Here is a 23872-nt window from a genome sequence, read left to right on the forward strand (position 1 = left end):
CGAGGGCGCCCGGGACTCTCCCCGGGCGCCCTCGGCACGTCAGCGGCGGCAAGTCGTGGACGGGGTGGGTCGGGGTGTGGCCGTCGGTAGGTGAGTGGGCGCGTCGGGGTGTGGCCGTCGGTGCGTGAGTGGCGGCGAGTCGTGCACAAGGTGGGTCGGGGTGTGGCCGTCGGTAGGTGAGTGGGCGCGTCGGGGTGTGGCCGTCGGTGCGTGAGTGGCGGCGAGTCGTGGACGGGGTGGGTCGGGGTGTGGCCGTCCGTGCTTCAGCGGTGGCGGGCCAGGGACAGGGTGCGTCGGGCCGCCGTGACCATCGCCGCGTCGATGAAGCGGCCGTCCGGCAGGGCCTGGGCGCCCTGCTCGACGGCGGCCGCCTTGAGGACCGTTTCCGCCTGCTCGATCTCCCTCTCACCGGGCAGATAGGCACGCACGATCACCGGTAGCTGGCGGGGGTGGATCGCGGCCCGGCCCAGAAAGCCGAGGGCGCGGCCGTGCGCGCAGGACGCGGCCAGGCCCTCCTGGTCGTGGATGTCCGGGTGGACCGACTGGGCCGGTGGTGGCAGGCCCGCCGCCCGGGCGGCCACGACCACCCGGGAGCGGGACCAGTCCAGGCCCTTGTCGTCGCGGACGCCGAGGTCGGCACAGAGGTCGGCCTCCCCGAGCGAGATGCCCCGCAGACGGGGGTGGGCGGTCGCCACGGCGTAGGCCCGCTCCACACCGAGGGCCGTCTCCAGGAGCGCGTACAGGTCGGTCCGGGCCGTGCGGCGGGCCACGTGGACGATCTCGGCGGCCGAGGTCACCTTGGGCAGCCGCAGCCCGGACAGGCCCGGCGCTCCCACGAGGGCGGCGATGTCCTGCTCGCCGCAGCCGCCCAGCGCGTTGACGCGGACGTGGACCGGCACCGGGGGCCGGTCGGTGAGCAGCTCCGCGGTGGCGGTGCGGGCGTAGGCCTTGCGGTCGGGGGCGACCGCGTCCTCCAGGTCGACCACGACCACGTCGGCGCCGCTGGTGAGGGCCTTCGCCACCAGGTGCGGGCGGTCGCCGGGGGCGTAGAGCCAGGTGAGCGGGTACGCCGTCACAGGGCGCCCTCCGCGCGCAGCGCCGTGAGGTCGTCCGCGGTCAGGCCCAGTTCGGTGAGGACCTCCTCGGTGTCGGCGCCGTGCGGGCGGCCGGCCCAGCGGATCGCGCCGGGCGTGGCGGAGAGCCGGAAGAGGACGTTCTGCATGCGCAGCGGGCCGAGTTCGGGATCGTCGACGGTGGTGATGGTGTCCAGGGCCTGGTACTGCGGGTCCGCCATCACGTCCCGGACGTCCTGGACCGGGGCCACCGCCGCCTCGGCCTTCTCGAAGGCGTCCAGGACGTCGGTGCGGGTGTGTGCGGCGATCCAGCCGCCGACGGCCTCGTCCAGGACGTCGGCGTGGCGGGCGCGGTCGGAACCGGTGGCGAACCAGGGCTCGTCGATCAGTTCCGGGCGGCCGACCAGGTGCATCACGCGTTCCGCGACCGACTGGGCGGAGGTGGAGACGGCGACCCAGGTGCCGTCCGCGGTGCGGTAGACGCCCCGCGGGGCGTTGTTGGGGGAGCGGTTGCCGGTGCGGGGCTGGACGTGCCCGAGCTGGTCGTACCAGAGGGGCTGGGGGCCGAGGACGGCCAGGATCGGCTCGATCAGGGCCGTGTCGACGACCTGGCCCTCACCGGTGCGCTCGCGGGCGGCGAGCGCGGTCATCACGGCGTACGCCGTCGTCAGGCCCGCGATCGCGTCGGCCAGGCCGAACGGCGGGAGGGTCGGGGGCGCGTCCGGTTCGCCGGTGATCGCGGCGAAGCCGCTCATCGCCTCGGCCAGGGTGCCGAAGCCGGGCCGGTGCGCGTAGGGGCCGAACTGGCCGAAGCCGGTGACGCGGGCCAGGACCAGGCGGGGGTTGACCGCCGACAGCTCCGGCCAGCCGAGGTCCCACTTCTCCAGGGTGCCGGGGCGGAAGTTCTCGATGATCACGTCGGTGCGGGCGGCCATACGCAGGAGGGTGGCGCGGCCGCCGGGCTTCGACAGGTCGAGGGTCACGGTCCGCTTGTTGCGGCCCAGCATCTTCCACCACAGGCCCACTCCGTCCTTGGACGGGCCGTGGCCGCGGGAGGGGTCCGGCTTCCTCGGGTGCTCGATCTTGACGACCTCGGCGCCGAAGTCGCCGAGCAGGGTGGCGGCCATCGGGCCGGCGAAGAGGGTGGCGAGGTCGAGGACGCGGAGGCCGGTGAGGGGCGCGGTCGTGGACACGGTCATGGGCGGCGGGTCTCCCGGTGCGTGAGGTGGGCGAGGGTGTCGAAGCCGATGCCGTTGAAGTCGCCGACGGACGTGGCCAGCCGGTTCTTCAGGGGTGCCGTCCAGCGGTCGGGGAGCGCCGCGGGGTGCCCGGCCAGCAGGCCGGTGATGCTGCCGGCCGTCGCGCCGTTGGAGTCGGTGTCCCAACCGCCGCCCACCGCGCGGCAGACGGAGCCGGTGAAGTCGCCGTTCGCGTGGGTGAGGGCGGCGGCGATCAGAGCGGTGTTGGGGACGGCGTGCACCCAGTGGTGGGTGGCGGCGTAGGTGGCGTGGAGTGCGTCGACGACGGTGTCGAAGTCCTCGTGCTCGTGTGCGAGCCGGACGGCTTCGCGGACGGCCCGGGCGAGGCGGGAGCGTGGCGGGACGACGGTGAGGCCGGTGCGCACACAGGTGTGGATGTCGTGGTCGCCGGTCGCGGCCGTCGCGATGGCGGCCGCCGTGAACATCGCGGCGTAGACGCCGTTGGCGGTGTGCGTGAGGGTGGCGTCCCGGTGGGCCTGCTCGGCCGCCGCGGCCGGGTCGCCGGGGTTGGTCCAGCCGTGGACGTCGGCGCGGATCAGGGCGCCGATCCATTCGCGGAACGGGTTGCGGTGGCGGGCGGTGTGCGGGGGCTCCAGGCCGGTCAGGAGGTTGCGGTAGGCGACGCGTTCCGCGGTGAACGTGCGGCCGGCGGGGAGTTCGTCGAGCCAGGTCCGGGCCACGTCCGTGGTGGTGAAGGCCCTGCCGTGCCGCTGGAGCAGGACGAGGTTGAGCACGGGGTAGTCGAGGTCGTCGTCCTCGGGCATGCCGTCGATGTTCTCGGCGAGGGAGGTGGCTGCCGAGCGGCGGTTCCAGGGATGCCGTTCGAGGAGTTCCGCCGGGACGCCCCGGGCGGTGAAGTAGGTGGTGAGGGGCCAGTTGCCGGTGGAGCGGGCGAGTCGGCGGATGGCGTCGAGGGGGAGCTTCTCGACCGGCTTGCCCAGGAGGCAGCCGGCGGCGCGGCCGAGCCAGGCGGCTTCCAGGTGGTCCGGGGTGGTGGCCGGCGTGCCCAGGGGCGCGGGCCAGTCGGGGCATGCCGCCCTGATCCTCTCCAGGTCCGTGGGTTCGTCGTCGGCCAAGCGGCTGGGCAGGTCCGCCAGTTCGTCCAGGAGGTCTGCGGCCAGCCGGCGCAGGTAGCGGGACGCGGGAGTGGGGGACGCGCCCGCGCCGGCCGGGGCGTCCGGGCCGCCCGCCGCGCGCCAGCGGGCCGCGACCGCCCTCGGCTCGCGTCCGTCCAGTGCCGCCTGGCGGAGTTCGTGGCCGATCAGGTCCTCCGGCTGGACCCAGGTCAGTCGGAGCACGGCCGGCCTCCCAGGGATGCGAAGGCCTGCTCGTGGGCACGACGGCGGGACATGTCCCGGGTGAAGATCTCGCGGGTCACGGCGGTGAGGGTGGCCGCCGGTTCCCAGAGGTCCAGTCGGCTCGCCTCCGCGACCGTCTTGGCCCAGTCCTCCGGGACCGGGGAGCCCAGGGCGCCCGCCATGGCGCCGGCCATCGTGGCGATGGAGTCGCAGTCGCGGCCGTAGTTCACCGCGCCGAGGACCGCGTGGCGGTAGTCGCCGCGTGCCACCAGCAGCATGCCCAGCGCGATGGGCAGTTCCTCGATCGCGTGCAGGCGGGACGGGCGGCGCGCGCCGAGCGAAGGAGCGCGGTAGTCGGGGCCCACCGTGTCGTAGGGGGTCACCGCCTCGCGCAGCGGCCGCAGGGCCGACTCGAAATCCGTGTGGCGGGAGGCCTCCTCGCAGACCCGCTCGATCGCGGCCCGGGTGCCGTCCTTCGCGAGGGAGAGACACGAGGAGACGACCGAGTCCGGGGTCGCGCCGGGCGTGCACGCCGCCGCCACGGCCGCGGCCAGGACGCCCGCCGCCTCACGGCCGTACGACGACTGGTGTGCGCCGGCGATGTCGAGGGCCTCGGCGTAGGCCGCGCGCGGGTCGGCCGCGTTGACCAGTCCGGCCGGGGCCATGTACATCGCCGCGCCGCAGTTGACGATGTTGCCGGTGCCGGCCTCGCGCGGGTCGGCGTGGCCGTAGTGGATCCTCGTCACCAGCCACTTCTCCGCCAGGAAGATCCGCTGCAGGGGGAGTGCCTCAGTCTCCAGTTCCGGGATCCAGCGGGGCTCGGTCATCAGGTCGGGGACCAGGTGGTCGGCGATCGCGTAGGCGTCGAGGTGGTCGCGGACCCGGGCGTAGACGCGGATCAGGGCGTGGGTCATCAACGTGTCGTCGGTGACGTGGCCGTCGCCTTTGTGGTACGGGGCGAGAGGGCGGGCGGTGCGCCAGTCCTCGCCGTGCCAGGGGCCGACGACGCCGTGGACGCGACCGCCGTGGCGTTCGAGGATCTGCTCGGGCGAGTAGCCCTCGACGGGGCCGCCGAGAGCGTCGCCGACCGCCGCCCCGACCAGGGCACCGGTGATCCGCTCGTCCAGAAGGGCGTTTTGCTGTGCTTTGGGCTGCATGGCCGCATCATCCACCCGGGCGGGCCGGTTGTACGGCTTCCAGGAGTTCGGCGAGTTCCACGAGGTCCGTGCCGGTGAGGCGGGGCAGGACGCAGCCGGAGAGGGTGCGGCAGGTCTCTCGCCAGGACTCGGGGACGGACGCGCCGCCGCCCAGTGCGCCGGTGAGGGCGCCCGCCAGGGCCGGGGCGGAGTCCGCGACGCGGGACAGGCAGGCCGCCGCGGGGATCGCCTCCGCGATGCGGCCGCGGGCGGCGGTGGCCAGGGCGAGGGCGACCGGGACGGTCTCGGCGGCGGCGATGCCGTAGCTGTAGACGTGGTCGACGATCTGGTGCTCCAGGGGTGGGACCAGGGCGAAGGCGCTGTCCGCGGCGGCGGCGAGCCTCAGGGCGTGCCGGGCGTTGCGGCCGATCTCCGTCTCCTCGGGGAGTTCGGTGAGGGCCGCGGCGACGCAGGCGTCGACGTCCGCGCCGGCCAGGGCGAGGGCGAGTGCGGCCGCCATCGCGCGGGCGCCGTGGACGCCGTCGCCGTCCTGGGTGTAGCGGGCGTCGAACTCGGCGAGGTCGGCGGCGCTTCGGGGGTCGCCGGGGTGGGCCACGGCCAGGACACAGGCGCGTACGCAGGCGGCGTCGTCGAAGTAGTGCGGGTTGTCGTGGCCGGTGGCGGGCGGGCGCAGGCCGGTGGCGAGGTTGCCGAGGCCGGCGCGGACGGAGATGCGGGCGCGCAGGGGGAGGACTGCGGATTCGATCTCGGGCGCGCGGTCCGCTGCGGCGGCGACCTCGGCGGCGAGGGCGTTCCAGGTGAGGTCGATGGCGGCTCGGGTGCGGCGTTCGCGGCTGAGGTCGTTCAGGACGGTGTCGTCGCCTGCGCGCAGGAGGGCTTCGGCGGCGAAGGCCGCCCACTCGGCGTCGTCGGAGGGGCCGAGGCGGAGGGGCTCGGGGGGCTGGTTCAGGGCGATCGGGACGGGGAGGGTGGTGGTGGCGTTGTGTTCGGCGAAGGTGTCCAGTTCGCGGGTGAGGCGGCGGGTCCAGTCGGGCATGCGGGCGGCTCTGTGCCGGGCTGCGGGCCAGCCGGCGGCGTCGCCGGCGGCGAGTCCGAGCAGGAGGCCTTCGGCTCGTCTTGAGGCCTCGGCTTCGCCTCCGGCCCTGCTGTCTCCCACCCGCGCACCGCCCGTACCTGGCGTCCGAGGGGTCCTGGTCTCCCGTGGGGCGCCCTCGCCGTCGGCGGCCTCGGGCTCGTGTGCCTTCACGCCGCGTGTCTTCACGCCGTGTGTGGTCGCCTCGTCTGTCGTCACCCCGTGTGTGGTCACCTCGTGTGTGGTCGCCTCGTCTGTCGTCACCCCGTGTGTGGTCACCTCGTGTGTGGTCGCCTCGTGTGTGGTCGCCTCGTCTGTCGTCACCCCGTGTGTGGTCACCTCGTGTGTGGTCATGAGGGGGCCTCCGTTCCGTCGCCCGCCAGGACGAAGTCCGTCGGCCCCGGCTCTGTGCCACAGGGCGCCGGTGTCAGCAGGTCCGCCACGTCCAGGACGTGGTAGCCGGCCATCGCCGGGAGGCATCTGCCGTGGACCGGGCCGATGGGGGTCGCCCAGGCCTGAGGGATCGCCGACACGCCCCGCGTCGCGCCCGCCAGTGCCCCCGCCACCGCCGCCGTCGTGTCCGCGTCGCGGCCCATGTTCACCGCGGTCAGGACCGACTGCTCGAAGTCGCCGTCGGCCGCCGCGTACGCGCCGAAGGCGAGGGCGACCGCCTCGGGGGCCAGGTCGGTCCAGGGGTAGCCGCCGATGACGACCGCGGAGCGGACCGCGCGTTCGCCGCGGTGGGCGACGGCCACCGCGCGGCGCAGGCTGCGGGCCGTCCAGGAGTCGTCGGGGACGACCGCGAGGGCCGCTGCCACCACCGCGTCCGACGGGGCGCCCGCCATCGCCGCCGCGACACCCGCGGCCACCGCCCGGCCGCCGTGGATGCCCTCGCCGTCATGGCTCACCGAGCCGTCGATCGCGACCAGCCGGGCCGCCTCCGCCGGGCGGCCCGCCGCGAACACCCCGAAGGGGGCCGCGCGCATGGCCAGGCCGTCGCTCCAGGCGTGCCGGTGCTGGGCGGAGATCGGGGCGGCCAGGCCCCGGCGGAGGTTCTCGAGGGTGCCGCGTTCGCTGAACCCGGCGCCGCGGAAGGGGCCCTCGTCGCGGTCGGCGATCCACTCGTGCCAGGCCGCTTCCACATGGCCCGGGGTGAGTGCGGAGCCGTGCCGGGCCAGCAGCAGGCCGGAGAAGATCGCGTACTCGGTGTCGTCCGTGCCCGCCGGGTCCTCGGCGACGTACCCGGTGATCCGGCCCCACCGGGCGCGGATCTCGGAGGGCTTCATGTTCTCGGCCGGGGCCCCGAGCGCGTCACCGACGGCCAGGCCCAGCAGTGCGCCCCGTGCCCGTGCCCGGAGCCCGATCGATGCCATGGGGGATGTGTCCCACTCCGGTGGCGCCGCCGAGCCTCACGCGCCCCAGCATCACCCGGTCGACATCTGCGCATGGTGATGATCAAGTGAGCGGAAATCGGTAAACCCGCAGGTTAGCGCAGCCTTTCCTTGCTGGCGGAGGCGGAATTCGGGGCATAGTTTTGGTGCTGTAAAAGTCTGGAACGTGTCCAAAGGGTAGTCCGTGGACGGGGAGTGGGGTTCTTTTCATGGCCATCATCGAGACCGAGGCGACGCTGCACGAGGCGCACCGGGACAACCACACGCACCGGGACGTGAACGGCGGCTGGCTGCGTCCCGCGGTGTTCGGCGCGATGGACGGCCTGGTCTCCAATCTCGCCCTGATGACCGGTGTCGCGGGCGGGGCGGTCGGTCAGCAGACCGTCGTCCTCAGCGGACTCGCGGGCCTGGCTGCAGGTGCCTTCTCCATGGCCGCCGGCGAGTACACCTCCGTCGCCTCGCAGCGTGAGCTCGTCGAGGCCGAGCTGGACGTGGAGCGCCGCCAGCTGCGCAAGCACCCCAAGGACGAGGAGGCCGAGCTCGCCGCGCTCTACGAGTCGAGGGGTGTCGAGCCGCGGCTGGCCCAGGAGGTGGCCCGGCAGCTGTCGAAGGATCCCGAGCAGGCCCTGGAGATCCACGCCCGGGAGGAGCTGGGTGTCGACCCCGGCGATCTGCCCTCGCCCACGGTGGCCGCGGTGTCCAGCTTCGGCTCCTTCGCGCTCGGCGCGCTGATTCCCGTCGCGCCCTATCTGCTGGGGGCGAGCAGCATGTGGCCGGCCGTGCTGCTGGCGCTGCTCGGCCTCTTCCTGTGCGGTGCGGTGGTGGCCAAGGTGACGGCACGCACCTGGTGGTACAGCGGGCTGCGGCAGCTGTTGCTGGGAGGCGCGGCGGCCGGTGTGACCTACGTCCTGGGCACCGCCTTCGGAACGGCCGTAGGATAGCGAGGCTCGGACTTATGCAATGGGCTGCATAAGTAGTCGTTACTCGTTGGTTTCGGATGTGCGACCGCCGGGCATGAGCCGTAAGCGCTGCGGGCAACGATGCTCGCCGCGCACCCTCAGCGGGTCGGGCGAAGACGCCTGTCCCGCTCCCCGGGCCGACGCAAACCGATCTGACCCGATCGTTTCGTGCGGTCCCTCCACAGCTTCCACTGCTGGTGCGGTACCCCCGCCGCGAACCCGCAGTGTCCGCATGTTGGAACGGATTATCCCGGTTCCCGAGAACCGCTCCATCATGTAACCTGCACGAAATTTTGCGATCACGCGAGGGCCAACGTCGTCCCTCGGCACATGCTCCCCCAGAGCCTCAAGGGCCTGGGAGGTGCCCCCAGCCACCTGACGACGACGGGAGAGCCGATGCGTACGCCGCGCCAGCCGTCCCAGCATTCCGCGAATGGCCAGAACTGGTCGTTCATGGATGCTCGCCCTGCTGCGCAGGGTATGTACGACCCCCGCAACGAGCACGACGCCTGCGGCGTCGGCTTCGTCGCCACCCTCACCGGCGAGGCGTCCCACACCCTGGTGGAACAGGCTCTGACCGTTCTGCGCAACCTCGAACACCGCGGCGCCACCGGCTCCGAGCCCGACTCCGGCGACGGCGCCGGCATCCTGTCGCAGGTCCCGGACGCCTTCTTCCGTGACGTGGCCGGATTCGAACTGCCCGACGCCGGTTCCTACGCCGTCGGCATCGCCTTCCTGCCGGAGGACTCCACCGCCGACGCCGTCTCGCAGATCGAGACGATCGCGGCCGACGAGGGCCTGACCGTCCTCGGCTGGCGCGAGGTGCCGGTCGCGCCCCAGCTGCTGGGTGCCACCGCCCGGTCGACCATGCCGGTCTTCCGCCAGATCTTCGTCACCGACGGCGCCGCGGTGCCCGCCACGGGTATCGCCCTCGACCGCAAGGCCTTCGTACTGCGCAAGCGCGCCGAGCGCGAGGCCGGCGTCTACTTCCCGTCGCTGTCCGCGCGGACGATCGTCTACAAGGGCATGCTGACCACCGGCCAGCTGGAGCCCTTCTTCCCGGACCTGTCCGACCGCCGCTTCGCCTCCGCGATCGCGCTCGTGCACTCCCGGTTCTCGACGAACACCTTCCCGTCGTGGCCGCTGGCCCACCCGTACCGCTTCGTCGCGCACAACGGTGAGATCAACACCGTCAAGGGCAACCGCAACTGGATGGTGGCCCGCGAGTCGCAGCTCGTCTCGGACCTGTTCGGGTCCGACGACAAGGCCATCGACCGGATCTTCCCGGTCTGCACGCCGGACGCCTCCGACTCCGCCTCCTTCGACGAGGTCCTGGAGCTCCTGCACCTGGGCGGCCGCTCGCTGCCGCACTCCGTGCTGATGATGATCCCGGAGGCGTGGGAGAACCACGACTCCATGGACCCGGCCCGGCGCGCCTTCTACCAGTTCCACTCCACGATGATGGAGCCCTGGGACGGCCCGGCCTGTGTCACCTTCACCGACGGCACCCAGGTCGGCGCGGTCCTCGACCGCAACGGCCTGCGCCCCGGCCGCTACTGGGTCACCGACGACGGCCTCGTCGTCCTCGGCTCCGAGGTCGGCGTCCTGGACATCGACCCGTCCAAGGTCGTCCGCAAGGGCCGCCTCCAGCCCGGCCGCATGTTCCTCGTCGACACCGCCGAGCACCGCATCATCGAGGACGACGAGATCAAGGCCGAGCTCGCCGCCGAGAACCCCTACGCGGAGTGGATCGAGGCCGGCGAGATCGAGCTGGAGGACCTGCCCGAGCGCGAGCACATCGTGCACACGCACGCCTCGGTCACCCGCCGCCAGCAGACCTTCGGCTACACCGAGGAGGAGCTGCGCGTCCTCCTCGCGCCGATGGCCAAGGCCGGCGCCGAGCCGATCGGCTCCATGGGCACCGACTCGCCGATCGCCGCGCTGTCGGACCGTCCGCGCCTGCTCTTCGACTACTTCACCCAGCTGTTCGCGCAGGTCACCAACCCGCCGCTGGACGCCATCCGCGAGGAACTGGTCACCTCCCTGCGCTCGTCGCTGGGCCCCCAGGGCAACCTGCTCGACCCGAACGCGGCCTCCTGCCGCAGCGTCCTGCTGCCCTTCCCGGTGATCGACAACGACGAGCTGGCCAAGCTCATCCACATCAACGCCGACGGCGACATGCCCGGCTTCAAGGCCGCCACGCTCTCCGGCCTGTACCGGGTGCACGGCGGAGGCGACGCGCTGGCCGCGCGCATCGACGAGATCTGCGCCGAGGCCGACGCCGCCATCGAGAACGGCGCCCGCCTGATCGTCCTGTCGGACCGCCACTCGGACGCCGAGCACGCGCCGATCCCGTCGCTGCTGCTCACCGCGGCCGTCCACCACCACCTCATCCGCACCAAGCAGCGCACCCAGGTGGGCCTGCTGGTCGAGGCCGGTGACGTCCGCGAGGTCCACCACGTCGCCCTGCTCATCGGCTACGGCGCCGCCGCCGTGAACCCGTACCTGGCGATGGAGTCCGTCGAGGACCTGGTCCGCGCCGGCACCTTCCTGCCCGGCATCGAGCCCGAGCAGGCCATCCGCAACCTCATCTACGCCCTCGGCAAGGGTGTGCTGAAGGTCATGTCCAAGATGGGCATCTCGACCGTCGCCTCCTACCGCGGCGCCCAGGTCTTCGAGGCCGTCGGTCTCGACGACGCCTTCGTCGAGAAGTACTTCAACGGCACGGCCACCAAGATCGGCGGTGTCGGCATCGACGTCGTCGCCGAGGAGGTCGCCGCCCGGCACGCCAAGGCCTACCCGGCCTCCGGCATCGCCCCCGCGCACCGCGCGCTGGAGATAGGCGGCGAGTACCAGTGGCGCCGCGAGGGCGAGCCGCACCTGTTCGACCCGGAGACGGTCTTCCGCCTCCAGCACTCCACGCGCTCCGGCAAGTACGACATCTTCAAGAAGTACACCGAGCGCGTGAACGAGCAGTCCGAGCGCCTGATGACGCTGCGCGGCCTGTTCGGCTTCAAGTCGGACCGGCAGCCGATCTCCATCGACGAGGTCGAGCCGGTCTCGGAGATCGTCAAGCGGTTCTCCACGGGCGCCATGTCGTACGGCTCCATCTCCCAGGAGGCGCACGAGACCCTCGCCATCGCCATGAACCAGCTGGGCGGCAAGTCCAACACCGGTGAGGGCGGCGAGGACCCGGAGCGCCTGTACGACCCGGCCCGCCGGTCGTCCATCAAGCAGGTCGCCTCCGGCCGCTTCGGTGTGACCTCCGAGTACCTGGTCAACTCCGACGACATCCAGATCAAGATGGCCCAGGGCGCCAAGCCCGGCGAGGGCGGCCAGCTGCCCGGCCACAAGGTCTACCCGTGGGTCGCCAAGACCCGTCACTCGACGCCGGGCGTCGGCCTCATCTCGCCGCCGCCGCACCACGACATCTACTCCATCGAGGACCTGGCCCAGCTGATCCACGACCTGAAGAACGCGAACCCGCAGGCGCGGATTCACGTGAAGCTGGTCTCCGAGGTCGGCGTCGGCACGGTCGCCGCGGGCGTCTCCAAGGCGCACGCGGACGTGGTGCTCATCTCCGGCCACGACGGCGGTACGGGCGCCTCCCCGCTGACCTCGCTGAAGCACGCGGGCGGCCCCTGGGAGCTCGGCCTGGCCGAGACCCAGCAGACGCTGCTGCTCAACGGCCTGCGCGACCGCATCGTCGTGCAGACCGACGGCCAGCTGAAGACCGGCCGCGACGTGGTCATCGCCGCGCTGCTCGGCGCCGAGGAGTTCGGTTTCGCGACCGCGCCGCTCGTCGTCTCCGGCTGCGTCATGATGCGCGTCTGCCACCTGGACACCTGCCCGGTCGGCATCGCCACGCAGAACCCGGTCCTGCGCGAGCGGTACAACGGCAAGGCCGAGTACGTCGTGAACTTCTTCCAGTTCATCGCCGGAGAGGTCCGCGAGATCCTCGCCGAGCTGGGCTTCCGCTCCATCGAGGAGGCCGTCGGCCACGCCGAGACCCTCGACGTCACGCGGGCCGTCGACCACTGGAAGGCACAGGGCCTGGACCTGGCACCGCTGTTCCACGTGCCCGAGCTGCCCGAGGGCGCGGTGCGCCACCAGCTCATCGCCCAGGACCACGGCCTGGAGAAGGCGCTCGACAACCAGCTGATCAAGCTGGCCGCCGACGCCCTCTCCGCGGCCGGTGCCACCGACGCCCAGCCGGTACGCGCCCAGGTGGAGATCCGCAACATCAACCGCACGGTCGGCACCATGCTCGGCCACGAGGTGACGAAGAAGTTCGGTGGCGCGGGCCTGCCCGACGACACCATCGACATCACCTTCACCGGCTCCGCAGGCCAGTCCTTCGGCGCGTTCGTGCCGCGCGGCGTCACGCTGCGCCTGGAGGGCGACGCCAACGACTACGTCGGCAAGGGCCTCTCGGGCGGCCGGATCGTCGTCCGCCCGGACCGCGCGGCCGACCACCTCGCCGAGTACAGCGTCATCGCCGGCAACACCATCGGCTACGGCGCCACCGGCGGCGAGATGTTCCTGCGCGGCAAGGTCGGCGAGCGGTTCTGCGTCCGCAACTCCGGTGCGACGGTCGTCTCCGAGGGCGTGGGCGACCACGGCTGCGAGTACATGACCGGCGGTCACGCGGTGGTGCTCGGCGAGACCGGCCGCAACTTCGCGGCCGGTATGTCCGGCGGCATCGCCTACGTCATCGACCTCGACCGGGACAACGTCAACGCCGGCAACCTGGACGCCGTCGAGCCGCTCGACGACACCGACAAGCAGTGGCTGCACGACGTGATCCGCCGCCACCAGGAGGAGACGGGCTCCACCGTCGCCGAGAAGCTCCTGGGCGAGTGGGACACCGCCGTCGAGCGCTTCAGCAGGATCATCCCCAGCACGTACAAGGCAGTGCTCGCCGCCAAGGAAGCCGCCGAGCGAGCCGGTCTGTCCGAGACCGAGACCCACGAGAAGATGATGGAGGCGGCGATCAATGGCTGACCCGAAGGGCTTCCTGAACCACGGGCGCGAGGTCGCCAAGTCCCGCCCCGTCGAGGAGCGCGTCAAGGACTGGAACGAGGTCTACGTCCCCGGCTCCCTGCTGCCCATCATCAGCAAGCAGGCCAGCCGCTGCATGGACTGCGGCATCCCGTTCTGCCACAACGGCTGCCCGCTCGGGAACCTCATCCCCGAGTGGAACGACTACGCCTACCGCGAGGACTGGGCCGCCGCCTCGGAACGCCTGCACGCGACGAACAACTTCCCGGAGTTCACGGGCCGCCTGTGCCCCGCTCCCTGCGAGTCGGCGTGTGTGCTCGGCATCAACCAGCCGCCGGTCACCATCAAGAACGTCGAGGTCTCGATCATCGACAAGGCGTGGGAGACCGGGGACGTCGCCCCGCAGATCCCGGAGCGCCTGTCCGGCAAGACCGTCGCGGTCGTCGGCTCGGGCCCGGCGGGTCTCGCCGCCGCCCAGCAGCTGACCCGCGCCGGCCACACCGTCGCCGTCTACGAGCGCGCGGACCGCATCGGAGGCCTCCTCCGCTACGGCATCCCCGAGTTCAAGATGGAGAAGCGGCACATCAACCGCCGTATCGAGCAGATGCGCGCGGAGGGCACCCGCTTCCGCACCGGCATCGAGATCGGCCGCGACCTGAAGGCCACGGACCTGAAGAAGCGCTACGACGCGGTCGTCCTGGCCGTCGGCGCCACCACGGCCCGTGACCTGCCGGTGCCCGGCCGCGAGCTCAAGGGCATCTACCAGGCCATGGAGTACCTGCCGCTGGCCAACAAGGTCCAGGAGGGCGACTACGTCACCACTCCGCTGTCGGCCGAGGGCAAGCACGTCGTGGTCATCGGCGGCGGCGACACCGGCGCGGACTGCGTGGGCACCGCCCACCGCCAGGGCGCGGCCTCCGTCACGCAGCTGGAGATCATGCCCCGCCCGGGCGAGGAGCGGCACCCGACCAACCAGCCCTGGCCGACCTTCCCCATGCTGTACAAGGTCACCTCGGCCCACGAGGAGGGCGGCGAGCGGGTCTACTCCGTCTCGACGACCCACTTCGAGGGCGACGAGGACGGCAACGTCCAGTGGCTGCACCTCACCGAGGTGGAGTTCATCGACGGCAAGCTGACCCAGAAGCCGGGCACGGAGCGCAAGATCCCGGCCCAGCTGGTCACCCTGGCCATGGGCTTCACCGGCACCGACCGGGAGAACGGCCTGGTCGAGCAGTTCGGCCTGGAGCTCGACGAGCGCGGCAACATCGCCCGCGACGCCGACTTCCGGACCAACGTGCCGGGCGTGTTCGTCGCCGGTGACGCCGGCCGCGGCCAGTCGCTCATCGTCTGGGCGATCGCGGAGGGCCGCTCGGCGGCGCGCGGAGTGGACCGTGCCCTCACGGGGGCGAGCGAGCTGCCGGCGCCGATCCGTCCCACGGACCGCGCGCTGATGGTCTGACCGCACCGCACAAGACGTCCCGTACAACGGCGTACGGAACACTGACAGCGCCTGCCCAGCAAGTCCCCGACCGGACGACCGGGCAGGCGCTGTCGTTTTCTCCTGCCGGCGTTCTCCCGCCGGTGTTCTCCTGTCGGCTTTCGGCTTTCTCCTGCCGGCCACGACACCCCGTACGGGCCTTGGTCACGGCACCTTGTACGTGTCCCCGTAGACGGCCCACTCCAGCGGCGTCTCCAGGCGCAGGTTGCCCTCGTTCAGGAAACGGCGCTGGGCGGTGTCGATACGGCTCGTGTCCGTGCGGTCGGCGGCCATGGCGGTGCGGCGGACGTCGAGGAAGGCGTCCAGGTACGCCTTCTCACCGCCGCCCTCGGCCGGTGTGTCCGCCACCCGCAGCGCGCGTTCGCGCAGGCCGTAGAAGCCCTTGGGGCCGGCGTCGGGGCCGTGGAAGATCAGAGCGTCGTAGTAGACGAACTGGCCGAGTGTGCCCAGGCCGTCCAGTTTGGCCAGGCGGACCGCCGGGTCGAAGGCCACCGCGTCACGGTGCTCGTCCTGGGCCCTGCGGAAGGCCGGGAGCTTCGCCTCCGCCTTCCAGGCCGCGGTGAAGCCGGGGTCCAGCCCCTCGTGGGAGTCCGTGCCGTCGACCGTGCGCAGGGCCGGCAGGTAGCGGGCCAGGCCGTTGTCCGGGTGGGTTTCGGTGTAGCGCTCGACAAGGGCGAGCAGGTCGTGGGTGCCGGTGCAGAAGCCGGCGATCCCGGCGGTGTAGCCCCGCCCGTCCTCCAGGTCCTCGATGGAGCCGTAGAGAGCACGCCAGTTCAGCGTCGACTGGTGGGCGCTCGCCACGATCCGCTGCGCCAGTTCCTTCTTCTCCGGGGCGGCCAGGCCCGCGGGCAGCCCGGCGATCACCTCGTCGTCCTCCGCCCGCTCCTCCTCGGCCCGGTCCTTGGCCTCTTCCCGGGCCGCCTGGGCGGCGGACACGGAGGGCTTCGCCGCGGGCTCGCCGGAGTCCGCGGGTGCGAGGAAGTAGGCCAGCGCCGTGGCGGCCACGGGAACGGCGACGAAGAACGCCACTCCGGCACGCTTCACCGGGATCACCCTGCCTGTCGGCTCCGTCACCTTTCCCGCCGCCCCGGCCGCCTGGAGCACCAGCGACCGACGCGCGCCCCCGCAAGCACCGGCGCGCGGCGCCGGGCCAGGGGCGCGTAAGCGTACGTCAGTGTCCACCCGCGTCCACCGGCGGGTCGGCGAGGCATACTCTCGGCATTCACGTCCGATGATCCAGGGGGACACGTATGACCGCGATCAGCCTGCGCACGTTCGAGGGGACCGCGCCGACGCTGGTGAACCTCTACAAGAGTGCCGGGGTGTCCCTCGCGAAGCACGGCCTCGACGGGCTGCGGGCCGCGGTCTACCTCGTGGTCGACTACTCGGGCTCGATGAAGCCGTACTACAAGGACGGCAGTGTGCAGGCGCTGGCCGACCGGGTGCTCGGGCTGTCAGCGCATCTGGACGACGACGGCAGCGTGCCGGTCGTGTTCTTCTCCACCGACGTCGACGCCGTCACCGACATCGCCCTCGCCGATCACCGGGGACGGATCGAGCGGACCGTCGCCGGGCTCGGGCACATGGGGAAGACCAGCTACCACCTGGCGATGGACGCCGTCATCGACCACTACCTGGACAGCGGGTCTGCCGAGCCCGCCCTCGTGGTGTTCCAGACCGACGGCGGGCCCATCAACAAGCTCGCCGCGGAGCGGTACCTCTGCAAGGCGGCCAAGCTGCCGCTGTTCTGGCAGTTCATCGGCTTCGGCGACCCGGGCAGCAAGCAGTTCGACTTCCTGCGCAAGCTGGACGAGCTGGCCGTGCCGGGCAAGCGGGTCGTCGACAACGCCGGGTTCTTCCACGTGGGGGCGGATCCGCAACAGGTGCCCGACGCCGAGCTGTACGACCGGCTGGTCGGCGAGTTCCCGAAGTGGCTGGTGGCGGCGCGGGCGCAGGGGATCGTGAGGGACTCCGGCAGCCGCTGAGCCGGGCCGCTCGTCCCCTTGGCCCAACCGTCCCCACGTCCCGTTTGCACGGCCGCGACGCCGTGCCACGCTGGGAAGGATCCGGACGGGGAGGCGACGACGTATGGGCGACGACGGCGCACGACGGGTGTACGGGACGGACTCCGCCCGCAGGGGGTCTCCCGCAGGCAGGGGCGAGAAGCTCGCCGACTGGGCGGACGGGCGGCTCGGGCTGTTCGGCCTGGCCAGGGCCAACATGCGCAAGGTCTTCCCGGACCACTGGTCCTTCATGCTGGGCGAGGTCACCCTCTACAGCTTCGTCGTGCTGATCCTCACCGGCGTCTACCTCACCCTGTTCTTCGAGCCGAGCATGCAGGAGGTCGTCTACAACGGCTCCTACACCGAGCTCAACGGCGTGCTCATGAGCCGGGCGTTCGAGTCCACGCTGGACATCAGCTTCGACGTGCGCGGCGGGCTGCTGATCCGGCAGATCCACCACTGGGCGGCGCTGGTCTTCATCACCGGCATGCTGGTGCACATGATGCGGGTGTTCTTCACCGGAGCCTTCCGCAAGCCGCGCGAACTGAACTGGCTCTTCGGCTGGACCCTCCTGATGCTCGGCATCATCACCGGCCTGACCGGCTACTCCCTGCCCGACGACCTGCTGTCCGGCACCGGCATCCGCTTCGCGCAGGGCGCGATCCTGTCGATCCCGATCGTCGGGACGTACCTGTCGTTCTTCCTGTTCGGCGGCGAGTTCCCGGGTGAGGACATCATCTCGCGGCTGTACCCCGTCCATATCCTGCTGCTGCCCGGGATCATGCTGGGCCTGGTCACCGCCCATCTGATCCTGGTCTTCTACCACAAGCACACCCAGTTCCCGGGCCCCGGACGCAAGGAGCGCTCGGTCGTCGGGATGCCTTTCCTGCCGGTCTACATGGCCAAGGCCGGCGGCTTCTTCTTCCTCGTCTTCGGCGTCCTGACGGTGATGGGCGCGGTCGCCCAGATCAACCCCGTGTGGGCCTTCGGCCCCTACCGCCCCGACCTGGTCACCACCGGCGCCCAGCCCGACTGGTACCTCGGATTCTCCGAGGGGCTGATCCGGGTGATGCCTGGATGGGAGATCAACCTCTGGGGGCACACCCTCGTCCTCGGCGTGTTCATCCCCTTCTCGCTCTTCCCGCTGATCCTGCTCGCCCTCGGCCTGTACCCCTTCCTCGAGGCGTGGATCACCGGCGACAAACGCGAGCACCACATCCTGGACCGGCCGCGCAACGCGCCCGTGCGCACCGGCCTCGGCGTGGCCTGGCTGACGCTGTACGCGGTGCTGCTGATCGGCGGCGGCAACGACATCGTCGCCACCCATCTGCACCTGTCCATCAACGTGATCACCTGGTTCGTGCGGATCGGGGTCTTCGTGCTGCCGGTCGTCGCCTTCATCGTCACGAAGAAGATCTGCATGGGCCTGCAGCGCCGCGACCGCGCCAAGGTGCTGCACGGCAGGGAGACCGGCACCATCAAGCGGCTGCCGACGGGTGAGTACCTCGAGGTCCACGAGCCCCTCACCCAGGCCGAGCTGTTCACCCTCACCCAGCACGAGCAGAACCCGCCCTACGAGATCGGGCGCGAGGTCGACGCGGGGGGTGTCCGCCGCAGGGTCAAGCGGTCCGAGCGGCTGCGCGCCCGGCTCGCGAAGGCCATGTACGGACCCGACGCGCGGATCGAGAAGCCGACCGTGGAGCAGTACCGGGAGATCACCAGCGGCGACCACCCGCACTGACGGCCGGGGCCCGGCGTCAAAAGCCCGCTCCCGGCTCAGCCCGCCGACGGCACCTCACGTGTCACAGCCCGTGCGCCGAAGCGCAACCCCCGGCCCAGCCCGCCCACGCCCCCTACGTATCGCACTCCAGCACGCTCCGGCACAGCGCACACCGCGCCCGGACCCGCCCCCGCACCGGCACCCTGATCCGCTGATGGCACGTGGGGCAGGGGAACGACACGCGCAACCGCCCGCCCCCGTCCGGCGAGAACGCGTACGGCACCCCCGGCTGCGGCGGGCGGGCCGCAGCGTGCCGCCGGTCCCGGGCGTACCGCCGCCGCCCCGCCCATCCCGCCGCCGTCAACGGCGGCTGCTGCTCGTCACGGCGAGCCAGCTCCATCCCCTTCACATACGCCGTGTACGCCTGCGCACTGGTGAACCACACCGCCGGGTCCTCCCCGAAGGCCAGCGCCCGCTTGGCCAGCACGTACCCGAACTCCTCCGGCGTGAGATACCCCAGCTTCTGCGACGACGCCCCGTCCTCCCGGTACGCGTCCAGCAGCAGCCACCCCGCCCCCAGGTACGTCGTCGTCGTGTCCGTGAGGATCTCGTTGTCCCGCACGCTGGGGAAAGACAGGTCCAGGCGATGCAGGTACACATGCGTCACCTCGTGCGCGAGAGCCGCCCCGATGTCCCTCCGATGCGTACGGAACCGGTCGTTCAGCTCCACGAAGTACTCCGGCCCGGCCGTGAGCTCCACATTCGCCGCGTGCCGCATCTCCCGGAAGCTCACGACCAGCCGGGCATCCGGCAGCCGGTAGTGCCGCACCAGCTCGTGCGCCACCCGCTGCGCCCCCAGATGCAGATCGTCGGTGTCGCAGAACGCCACGTCGACGGGGAGCACACTCGTCGCGAACGTCCGGACGGTGTCGTAGGACAGTCGCTTGTACAGCGCCGTGACGGCGGCCCGCACCGTCTCCAGGTGCGGGTAGCCGTGCTCGACCGGCCCGTCGTTCGCCACGCCTCACCCCCAAGACGCCCTGAACCCGGTTCCACTGTACGAGGACACGCCCCGCCGCGGACGGGCCCGGCACGGCGAAATCCGGTCGTCGCCTCCCGCGCACCTCCGGCAGAATCCGGGCCGTGACCAGCGAACAGCACACCACCACCGGCTCGCTCCGGGTGGGCGGCCGGGACGACGCCCTCGAACAGCGGCTCGACGAGGAGCTGACCGCGTTCAACACCGCCGCCGCCGACGGGGCCGTCACCGAGCCCCTCTCCGTCTCCGCCACCGACGCCAGCGGCGACCTGGTCGGCGGGCTCACCGCCTGGACCTGGGGCACCCTCTGCTCGGTGGACATGCTCTGGGTGCGCGAGGACCAGCGGCACGCCGGCTGGGGCGGGCGGCTGATGCGCGCCGCACAGGACGAGGCCGTCCGACGCGGCTGCACCGACATGATCGTCTCCACGTACAGCTTCCAGGCGCCCGGCTTCTACCCGAGGCTCGGCTTCCGGGAACAGGCCCGCGTCCGGGGCGTCCCCGGCGGCCACGAGGACATCTGCTTCCACAAGCAACTCTCGCCGCCGAGGGATGAGACGGCCTTCGGCGACCCGGCGTGATCCCCGTAGGCTGACGCCCCATGACCACCAGCAACACCGGTTCCCGTGACGTCGACCCCGCCGTCCGAGAAGAGCTCGCCCGGCTGCGCGACAGCATCGACAACATCGACGCCGCCGTCGTCCACATGCTCGCCGAGCGCTTCAAGTGCACCCAGCAGGTCGGCCACCTCAAGGCCCGGCACCAGCTGCCGCCCGCCGACCCGGCCCGCGAGGCCCGCCAGATCGCCCGGCTGCGCGCCCTCGCCGAGAACGCCAAACTCGACCCCGCCTTCGCCGAGAAGTTCCTGAACTTCATCGTCGCCGAGGTCATCCGCCACCACGAGCGCATCGCGGACGAGGCGCTCAACGGCGCCGCCCCAGGCGGCAACTGACGTCGCGCACGCCCCGGGGGAGTGACACGACGGCCCGCTCGGGGCATGCTGCGCTGTACACAGCATGTCAGCTGACGAGCACTGCGCGTCAGCGTCCCGGACTACTCTGGTCCTCCACGAGGGAGGGGCGTGGGGCCATGCCGTCGGATACCAGGATCCTCATCGTCGACGACCATGAGGACACGCTGTACGCGCTCGAAAGCGCCCTGGCCCCACTGGGCTACCTGCTCGGCCGGGCCACCAGCGGCGACGAGGCACTCAAGCAGGTGCTCCGCGGCCAGGTCGGCCTGCTGCTGCTCGACGTGCGCATGCCCGGCGTCAGCGGGCTGGAGGTCGTGCGCTACATGCGGCGCGTGGAGCAGACCCAGCACATCCCCGTGATCCTGCTCACCGGCTTCGGCGCCGACCACGAACTGACCACCGCCGCCTTCCGGCTCGGCGTCGCCGACCTCGTCATGAAGCCCGTCGACCCCTGGACCCTGCGCACCAAGGTCCGCTACCTCTACGACACCCACCGGCGCCATCTCGCCCTGGAGAGGGAGGTGCACCGCCTGCGCGCCTTCGCGGGGGAACACACCGAGACCGCCGCACACCCCGCACACCCCGCGCGCCCCGGACTGCCGCATCCCGACGCGCGCGTGCCCACGCAGCGGCCCCTGGGGGCGCACGCCGGGGAGCTCGAAAAGGACCGCACCTAGAGACGGACATTGGGCACGTACCGATCCGCCTCTGTGCCTTGCCCACGCCATCAGGCAGCATGTCTCGCATGTCCGTACTGACGCGCGACGAAGCGCAGACCCGAGCAGAGCTCCTCGACGTCCACCACTACACGATCGAACTCGACCTGACCGGCGGCGACGAGACCTTCGACTCCCGCACCCTGATCAGGTTCGCTGCCCGCGTGGACGGGGACACCTTCGTCGAGCTCAAGCCCGCCGAGCTGCGCTCCGTCACCCTCGACGGACACCCCCTGGACCCGCAGGCCCTGGACGGCAACCGGCTCGCCCTGCCGAACCTCACCGCCGGCGAACACGAACTGCACGTGGACGCCCGGATGCGCTACTCCCGCACCGGCGAGGGCATGCACCGCTTCACCGACCCCACCGACGGTGAGACCTACGTCTACACCCAGCTGTTCATGGACGACGTCCAGCGCGTCTTCGCCGCCTTCGACCAGCCCGACCTCAAGGCCGTCTTCGAACTGTCCGTGACGGCCCCACAGAACTGGACCGTCCTCGCCAACGGCATCACCGAACACGCCGACGGCGTATGGACCGCGGCCCCCACACCGCTCATCTCCACCTACCTCGTCGCCGTCGCCGCAGGCCCCTGGCACTCCGTGCGCACCGAGCACCGCGGCCTGCCCTTCGGCCTGCACTGCCGCCGCTCCCTCGCCCCCTACCTGGACGCCGACTGCGACGAACTCCTCGACGTCACCCGCGCGTGCTACGACCGCTACCACGAGAAGTTCGACGAGCCCTACCCGTTCGACTCCTACGACCAGGCCTTCGTCCCCGAGTTCAACGCCGGCGCCATGGAGAACCCGGGCCTGGTCACCTTCCGCGACGAGTTCGTCTACCGCTCCGCCGTCACCGACACCGAACGCCAGACCCGCGCCATGGTCATCGCCCACGAGATGGCCCACATGTGGTTCGGCGACCTCGTCACCCTCAAGTGGTGGGACGACATCTGGCTGAACGAGTCCTTCGCCGAGTACATGGGCTACCAGACCCTCACCGAAGCCACCCGCTTCACCGACACCTGGACCGACTTCGGCGTCACCCGCAAGTCCTGGGGCTACGACGCCGACCAGCGCCCCTCCACCCACCCCGTCGCCCCCGAGGCCGTCGACGACACCGCCTCCGCGCTGCTCAACTTCGACGGCATCTCCTACGCCAAGGGCGCCAGCGCACTGCGGCAACTGGTCGCCTGGCTCGGCGAGAAGGACTTCCTCGCCGGCATCAACACCCACTTCGCCCGGCACAAGTACGGCAACGCCACCCTCGCCGACTTCATCGACAACCTCGCGAGCGCCACCGACCGAGACGTCCACGCCTGGGCCGACGCCTGGCTGCGCACCACCGGCGTCGACACCCTCACCCCGCGCATCACCCCCGGCGAGCACGGCACCTGCGCCCTCACCGTCGACCGCGCCGGCAGCCGCCCGCACCGCATCGCCGCCGGCCTCTACGACCGCGACCTCGGCGACGACGGCGGCCAGCTCGTGCTGCGCGAACGCCTCCACCTCGACCTCCCGCACACCCAAGCCCACCCCATCGGCAAGCGGCCCGCCCTGCTCCTGCTCAACGACGGCGACCTCAGCTACGCCAAGGTCCGCTTCGACCCCGAGTCGTTCGAAACCGTCCGCAAGGACCTGTCCGGCCTGCCCGAGCCGCTGACCCGCGCGGTCGTCTGGAACGCCCTCCGGGACGCCGTCCGCGACGGCGAACTCGCCCCCCTCGCCTACCTGGAGACCGCCCGCGCCCACCTCCCGCTGGAGACGGACCTCGCCATCGTCCAAGGCGTGCTCGCCTTCGCCTCCACCTACATCGCCGACCGCTACCTCGCCCCCGAGGAACGGCCCGGCGCACTCGCCACCCTCTCCGAACTGTGCCGCGACCTCATCCGCCGCACCGAGGACGGCGACAACCCCGGCCTGCGACTGATCGCCGTACGCCACCGCATCGACGTGGCCGCCCACCCCGACACCATCGCCGCCTGGCTCGCCGACGGCACCGTCCCCGGCGGCCCAGAGCTCGACCCCGAGCTGCGCTGGCGCGTACTCGCCCGGCTCGCCGTCCTCGGCGCGACCGACGAGGCCGCCATCACCGCCGAACTGGAACGCGACCCCAGCGCCACCGGCCGGGAAGGCGCGGCCCGCTGCCGCGCCGCCCTGCCCGACCCCGAGGCCAAGGCCCGCGCCTGGCAGGCCATGTTCGGCTCCGACGACCTGTCCAACTACCTCTTCACCGCCACCGCCCGCGGCTTCTGGCAGCCCGAACAGGCCGACCTGGTACGCGAGTACGTCGGGCGCTACTACGCCGACGCGGTCGCCGTCGCCGGCCGCCGCGGCCCCGCCATCGCCGACGCCGCCGGCCGCTGGGCCTTCCCCGCACACGCCGTCGACGCGGACACCCTCCGCCTCGGCGAGGAATGCCTGCGCGACGCCGACCCGATCCCCGCGCTGCGCCGCAAGCTCGTCGACCAACTGGACGACCTGGAAAGGGCGTTGCGGGTCCAAGGGGCCGACGGGAACTAGGGCACGGGAGAGCTGGGGCCGGCGGGGCCGGGGCCGGGGAGAGTTGGGGCCGGCGGGGCCGGGGCCGGGGAGAGTTGGGGCCGGCGGGGCCGGGGCCGGGGAGAGTTGGGGGCGGCGGGGCCGGGGCGCGGGAGAACCGAGGTCGCGCCGGGGCCCGGGAGAACCGGGGCGGCGGGGCCAGGGTCGGTGAG

The 23872-nt window shown here is 71.9% G+C and carries 17 protein-coding genes; 9 read left to right on the top strand and 8 right to left on the bottom strand.

What is annotated here, in order from left to right:
- Positions 1-263: 263 nt before the first annotated feature.
- Genes ACZ7EG_RS23630 through ACZ7EG_RS23655 form a run of 6 tightly spaced genes read right to left on the bottom strand, consistent with a single transcriptional unit; the run spans position 264 to position 7232 of the window.
- On the bottom strand, positions 264-1076 hold the full coding sequence (locus ACZ7EG_RS23630; RefSeq protein WP_471082233.1) for an HpcH/HpaI aldolase/citrate lyase family protein: 813 nt from the start codon (positions 1074-1076) through the stop codon (positions 264-266).
- Positions 1073-2272, bottom strand: a complete 1200-nt coding sequence (locus ACZ7EG_RS23635; protein WP_471082236.1) for a CaiB/BaiF CoA transferase family protein — start codon at positions 2270-2272, stop codon at positions 1073-1075. The genes ACZ7EG_RS23630 and ACZ7EG_RS23635 overlap by 4 nt, the downstream gene beginning before the upstream one ends.
- Positions 2269-3630: an ADP-ribosylglycohydrolase family protein gene (locus tag ACZ7EG_RS23640; RefSeq protein WP_471082239.1), complete on the bottom strand. Its 1362-nt coding sequence runs from the start codon at positions 3628-3630 to the stop codon at positions 2269-2271. Before ACZ7EG_RS23640 ends, ACZ7EG_RS23635 begins: the two co-directional genes overlap by 4 nt.
- A complete protein-coding gene (locus ACZ7EG_RS23645; protein ID WP_471082242.1) occupies positions 3618-4787 on the bottom strand; it encodes an ADP-ribosylglycohydrolase family protein in 1170 nt (389 codons plus the stop codon). Before ACZ7EG_RS23645 ends, ACZ7EG_RS23640 begins: the two co-directional genes overlap by 13 nt.
- Positions 4788-4794: 7 nt before the next feature.
- Positions 4795-6213, bottom strand: coding sequence for an ADP-ribosylglycohydrolase family protein (locus ACZ7EG_RS23650; protein ID WP_471082245.1), 1419 nt, complete (start codon positions 6211-6213; stop codon positions 4795-4797).
- On the bottom strand, positions 6210-7232 hold the full coding sequence (locus tag ACZ7EG_RS23655; protein WP_471082248.1) for an ADP-ribosylglycohydrolase family protein: 1023 nt from the start codon (positions 7230-7232) through the stop codon (positions 6210-6212). The genes ACZ7EG_RS23650 and ACZ7EG_RS23655 overlap by 4 nt, the downstream gene beginning before the upstream one ends.
- Before the next feature lie 227 nt (positions 7233-7459).
- On the opposite strand from ACZ7EG_RS23655, the gene ACZ7EG_RS23660 reads away from it, so the two are divergent.
- From ACZ7EG_RS23660 to ACZ7EG_RS23670, 3 genes are all read left to right on the top strand, one after another.
- Positions 7460-8191 (top strand): VIT1/CCC1 transporter family protein, encoded by a 732-nt coding sequence (locus ACZ7EG_RS23660; protein WP_471082251.1) that lies wholly within the window; start codon positions 7460-7462, stop codon positions 8189-8191.
- A 414-nt stretch (positions 8192-8605) separates the two neighbouring features.
- Entirely contained in the window at positions 8606-13213 is a 4608-nt protein-coding gene (gltB, locus tag ACZ7EG_RS23665; RefSeq protein WP_471083033.1) for a glutamate synthase large subunit, read from the top strand.
- Complete coding sequence (locus tag ACZ7EG_RS23670; RefSeq protein WP_471082254.1) at positions 13206-14669, top strand: glutamate synthase subunit beta; 1464 nt, start codon at positions 13206-13208, stop codon at positions 14667-14669. Before gltB ends, ACZ7EG_RS23670 begins: the two co-directional genes overlap by 8 nt.
- Positions 14670-14852: 183 nt before the next feature.
- On the opposite strand, the gene ACZ7EG_RS23675 is transcribed toward ACZ7EG_RS23670, so the two are convergent.
- Complete coding sequence (locus tag ACZ7EG_RS23675; RefSeq protein WP_471082257.1) at positions 14853-15752, bottom strand: chitosanase; 900 nt, start codon at positions 15750-15752, stop codon at positions 14853-14855.
- A gap of 206 nt (positions 15753-15958) precedes the next feature.
- Here ACZ7EG_RS23675 and ACZ7EG_RS23680 point away from each other — a divergent pair, with 206 nt between their 5' ends.
- Positions 15959-16693: a vWA domain-containing protein gene (locus tag ACZ7EG_RS23680; RefSeq protein WP_471082260.1), complete on the top strand. Its 735-nt coding sequence runs from the start codon at positions 15959-15961 to the stop codon at positions 16691-16693.
- 103 nt (positions 16694-16796) lie between these two features.
- A complete protein-coding gene (qcrB, locus tag ACZ7EG_RS23685; RefSeq protein WP_471082263.1) occupies positions 16797-18452 on the top strand; it encodes a cytochrome bc1 complex cytochrome b subunit in 1656 nt (551 codons plus the stop codon).
- A 112-nt stretch (positions 18453-18564) separates the two neighbouring features.
- On the opposite strand, the gene ACZ7EG_RS23690 is transcribed toward qcrB, so the two are convergent.
- On the bottom strand, positions 18565-19452 hold the full coding sequence (locus ACZ7EG_RS23690) for a hypothetical protein (RefSeq protein WP_471082266.1): 888 nt from the start codon (positions 19450-19452) through the stop codon (positions 18565-18567).
- A 122-nt stretch (positions 19453-19574) separates the two neighbouring features.
- On the opposite strand from ACZ7EG_RS23690, the gene ACZ7EG_RS23695 reads away from it, so the two are divergent.
- The 4 genes from ACZ7EG_RS23695 (at position 19575) to pepN (ending at position 23681) form a co-directional block, all read left to right on the top strand.
- On the top strand, positions 19575-20051 hold the full coding sequence (locus tag ACZ7EG_RS23695; protein WP_471082269.1) for a GNAT family N-acetyltransferase: 477 nt from the start codon (positions 19575-19577) through the stop codon (positions 20049-20051).
- Positions 20052-20071: 20 nt separating this feature from the next.
- Positions 20072-20422, top strand: a complete 351-nt coding sequence (locus tag ACZ7EG_RS23700; protein ID WP_351626312.1) for a chorismate mutase — start codon at positions 20072-20074, stop codon at positions 20420-20422.
- 137 nt (positions 20423-20559) lie between these two features.
- Entirely contained in the window at positions 20560-21120 is a 561-nt protein-coding gene (locus ACZ7EG_RS23705; RefSeq protein ID WP_471082273.1) for a response regulator, read from the top strand.
- Between the two features lie 68 nt (positions 21121-21188).
- Positions 21189-23681: an aminopeptidase N gene (gene pepN, locus ACZ7EG_RS23710; protein WP_471082276.1), complete on the top strand. Its 2493-nt coding sequence runs from the start codon at positions 21189-21191 to the stop codon at positions 23679-23681.
- Positions 23682-23872 lie beyond the last annotated feature (191 nt).

The sequence above is a fragment of the Streptomyces sp. NPDC037100 genome, from assembly GCF_055606225.1.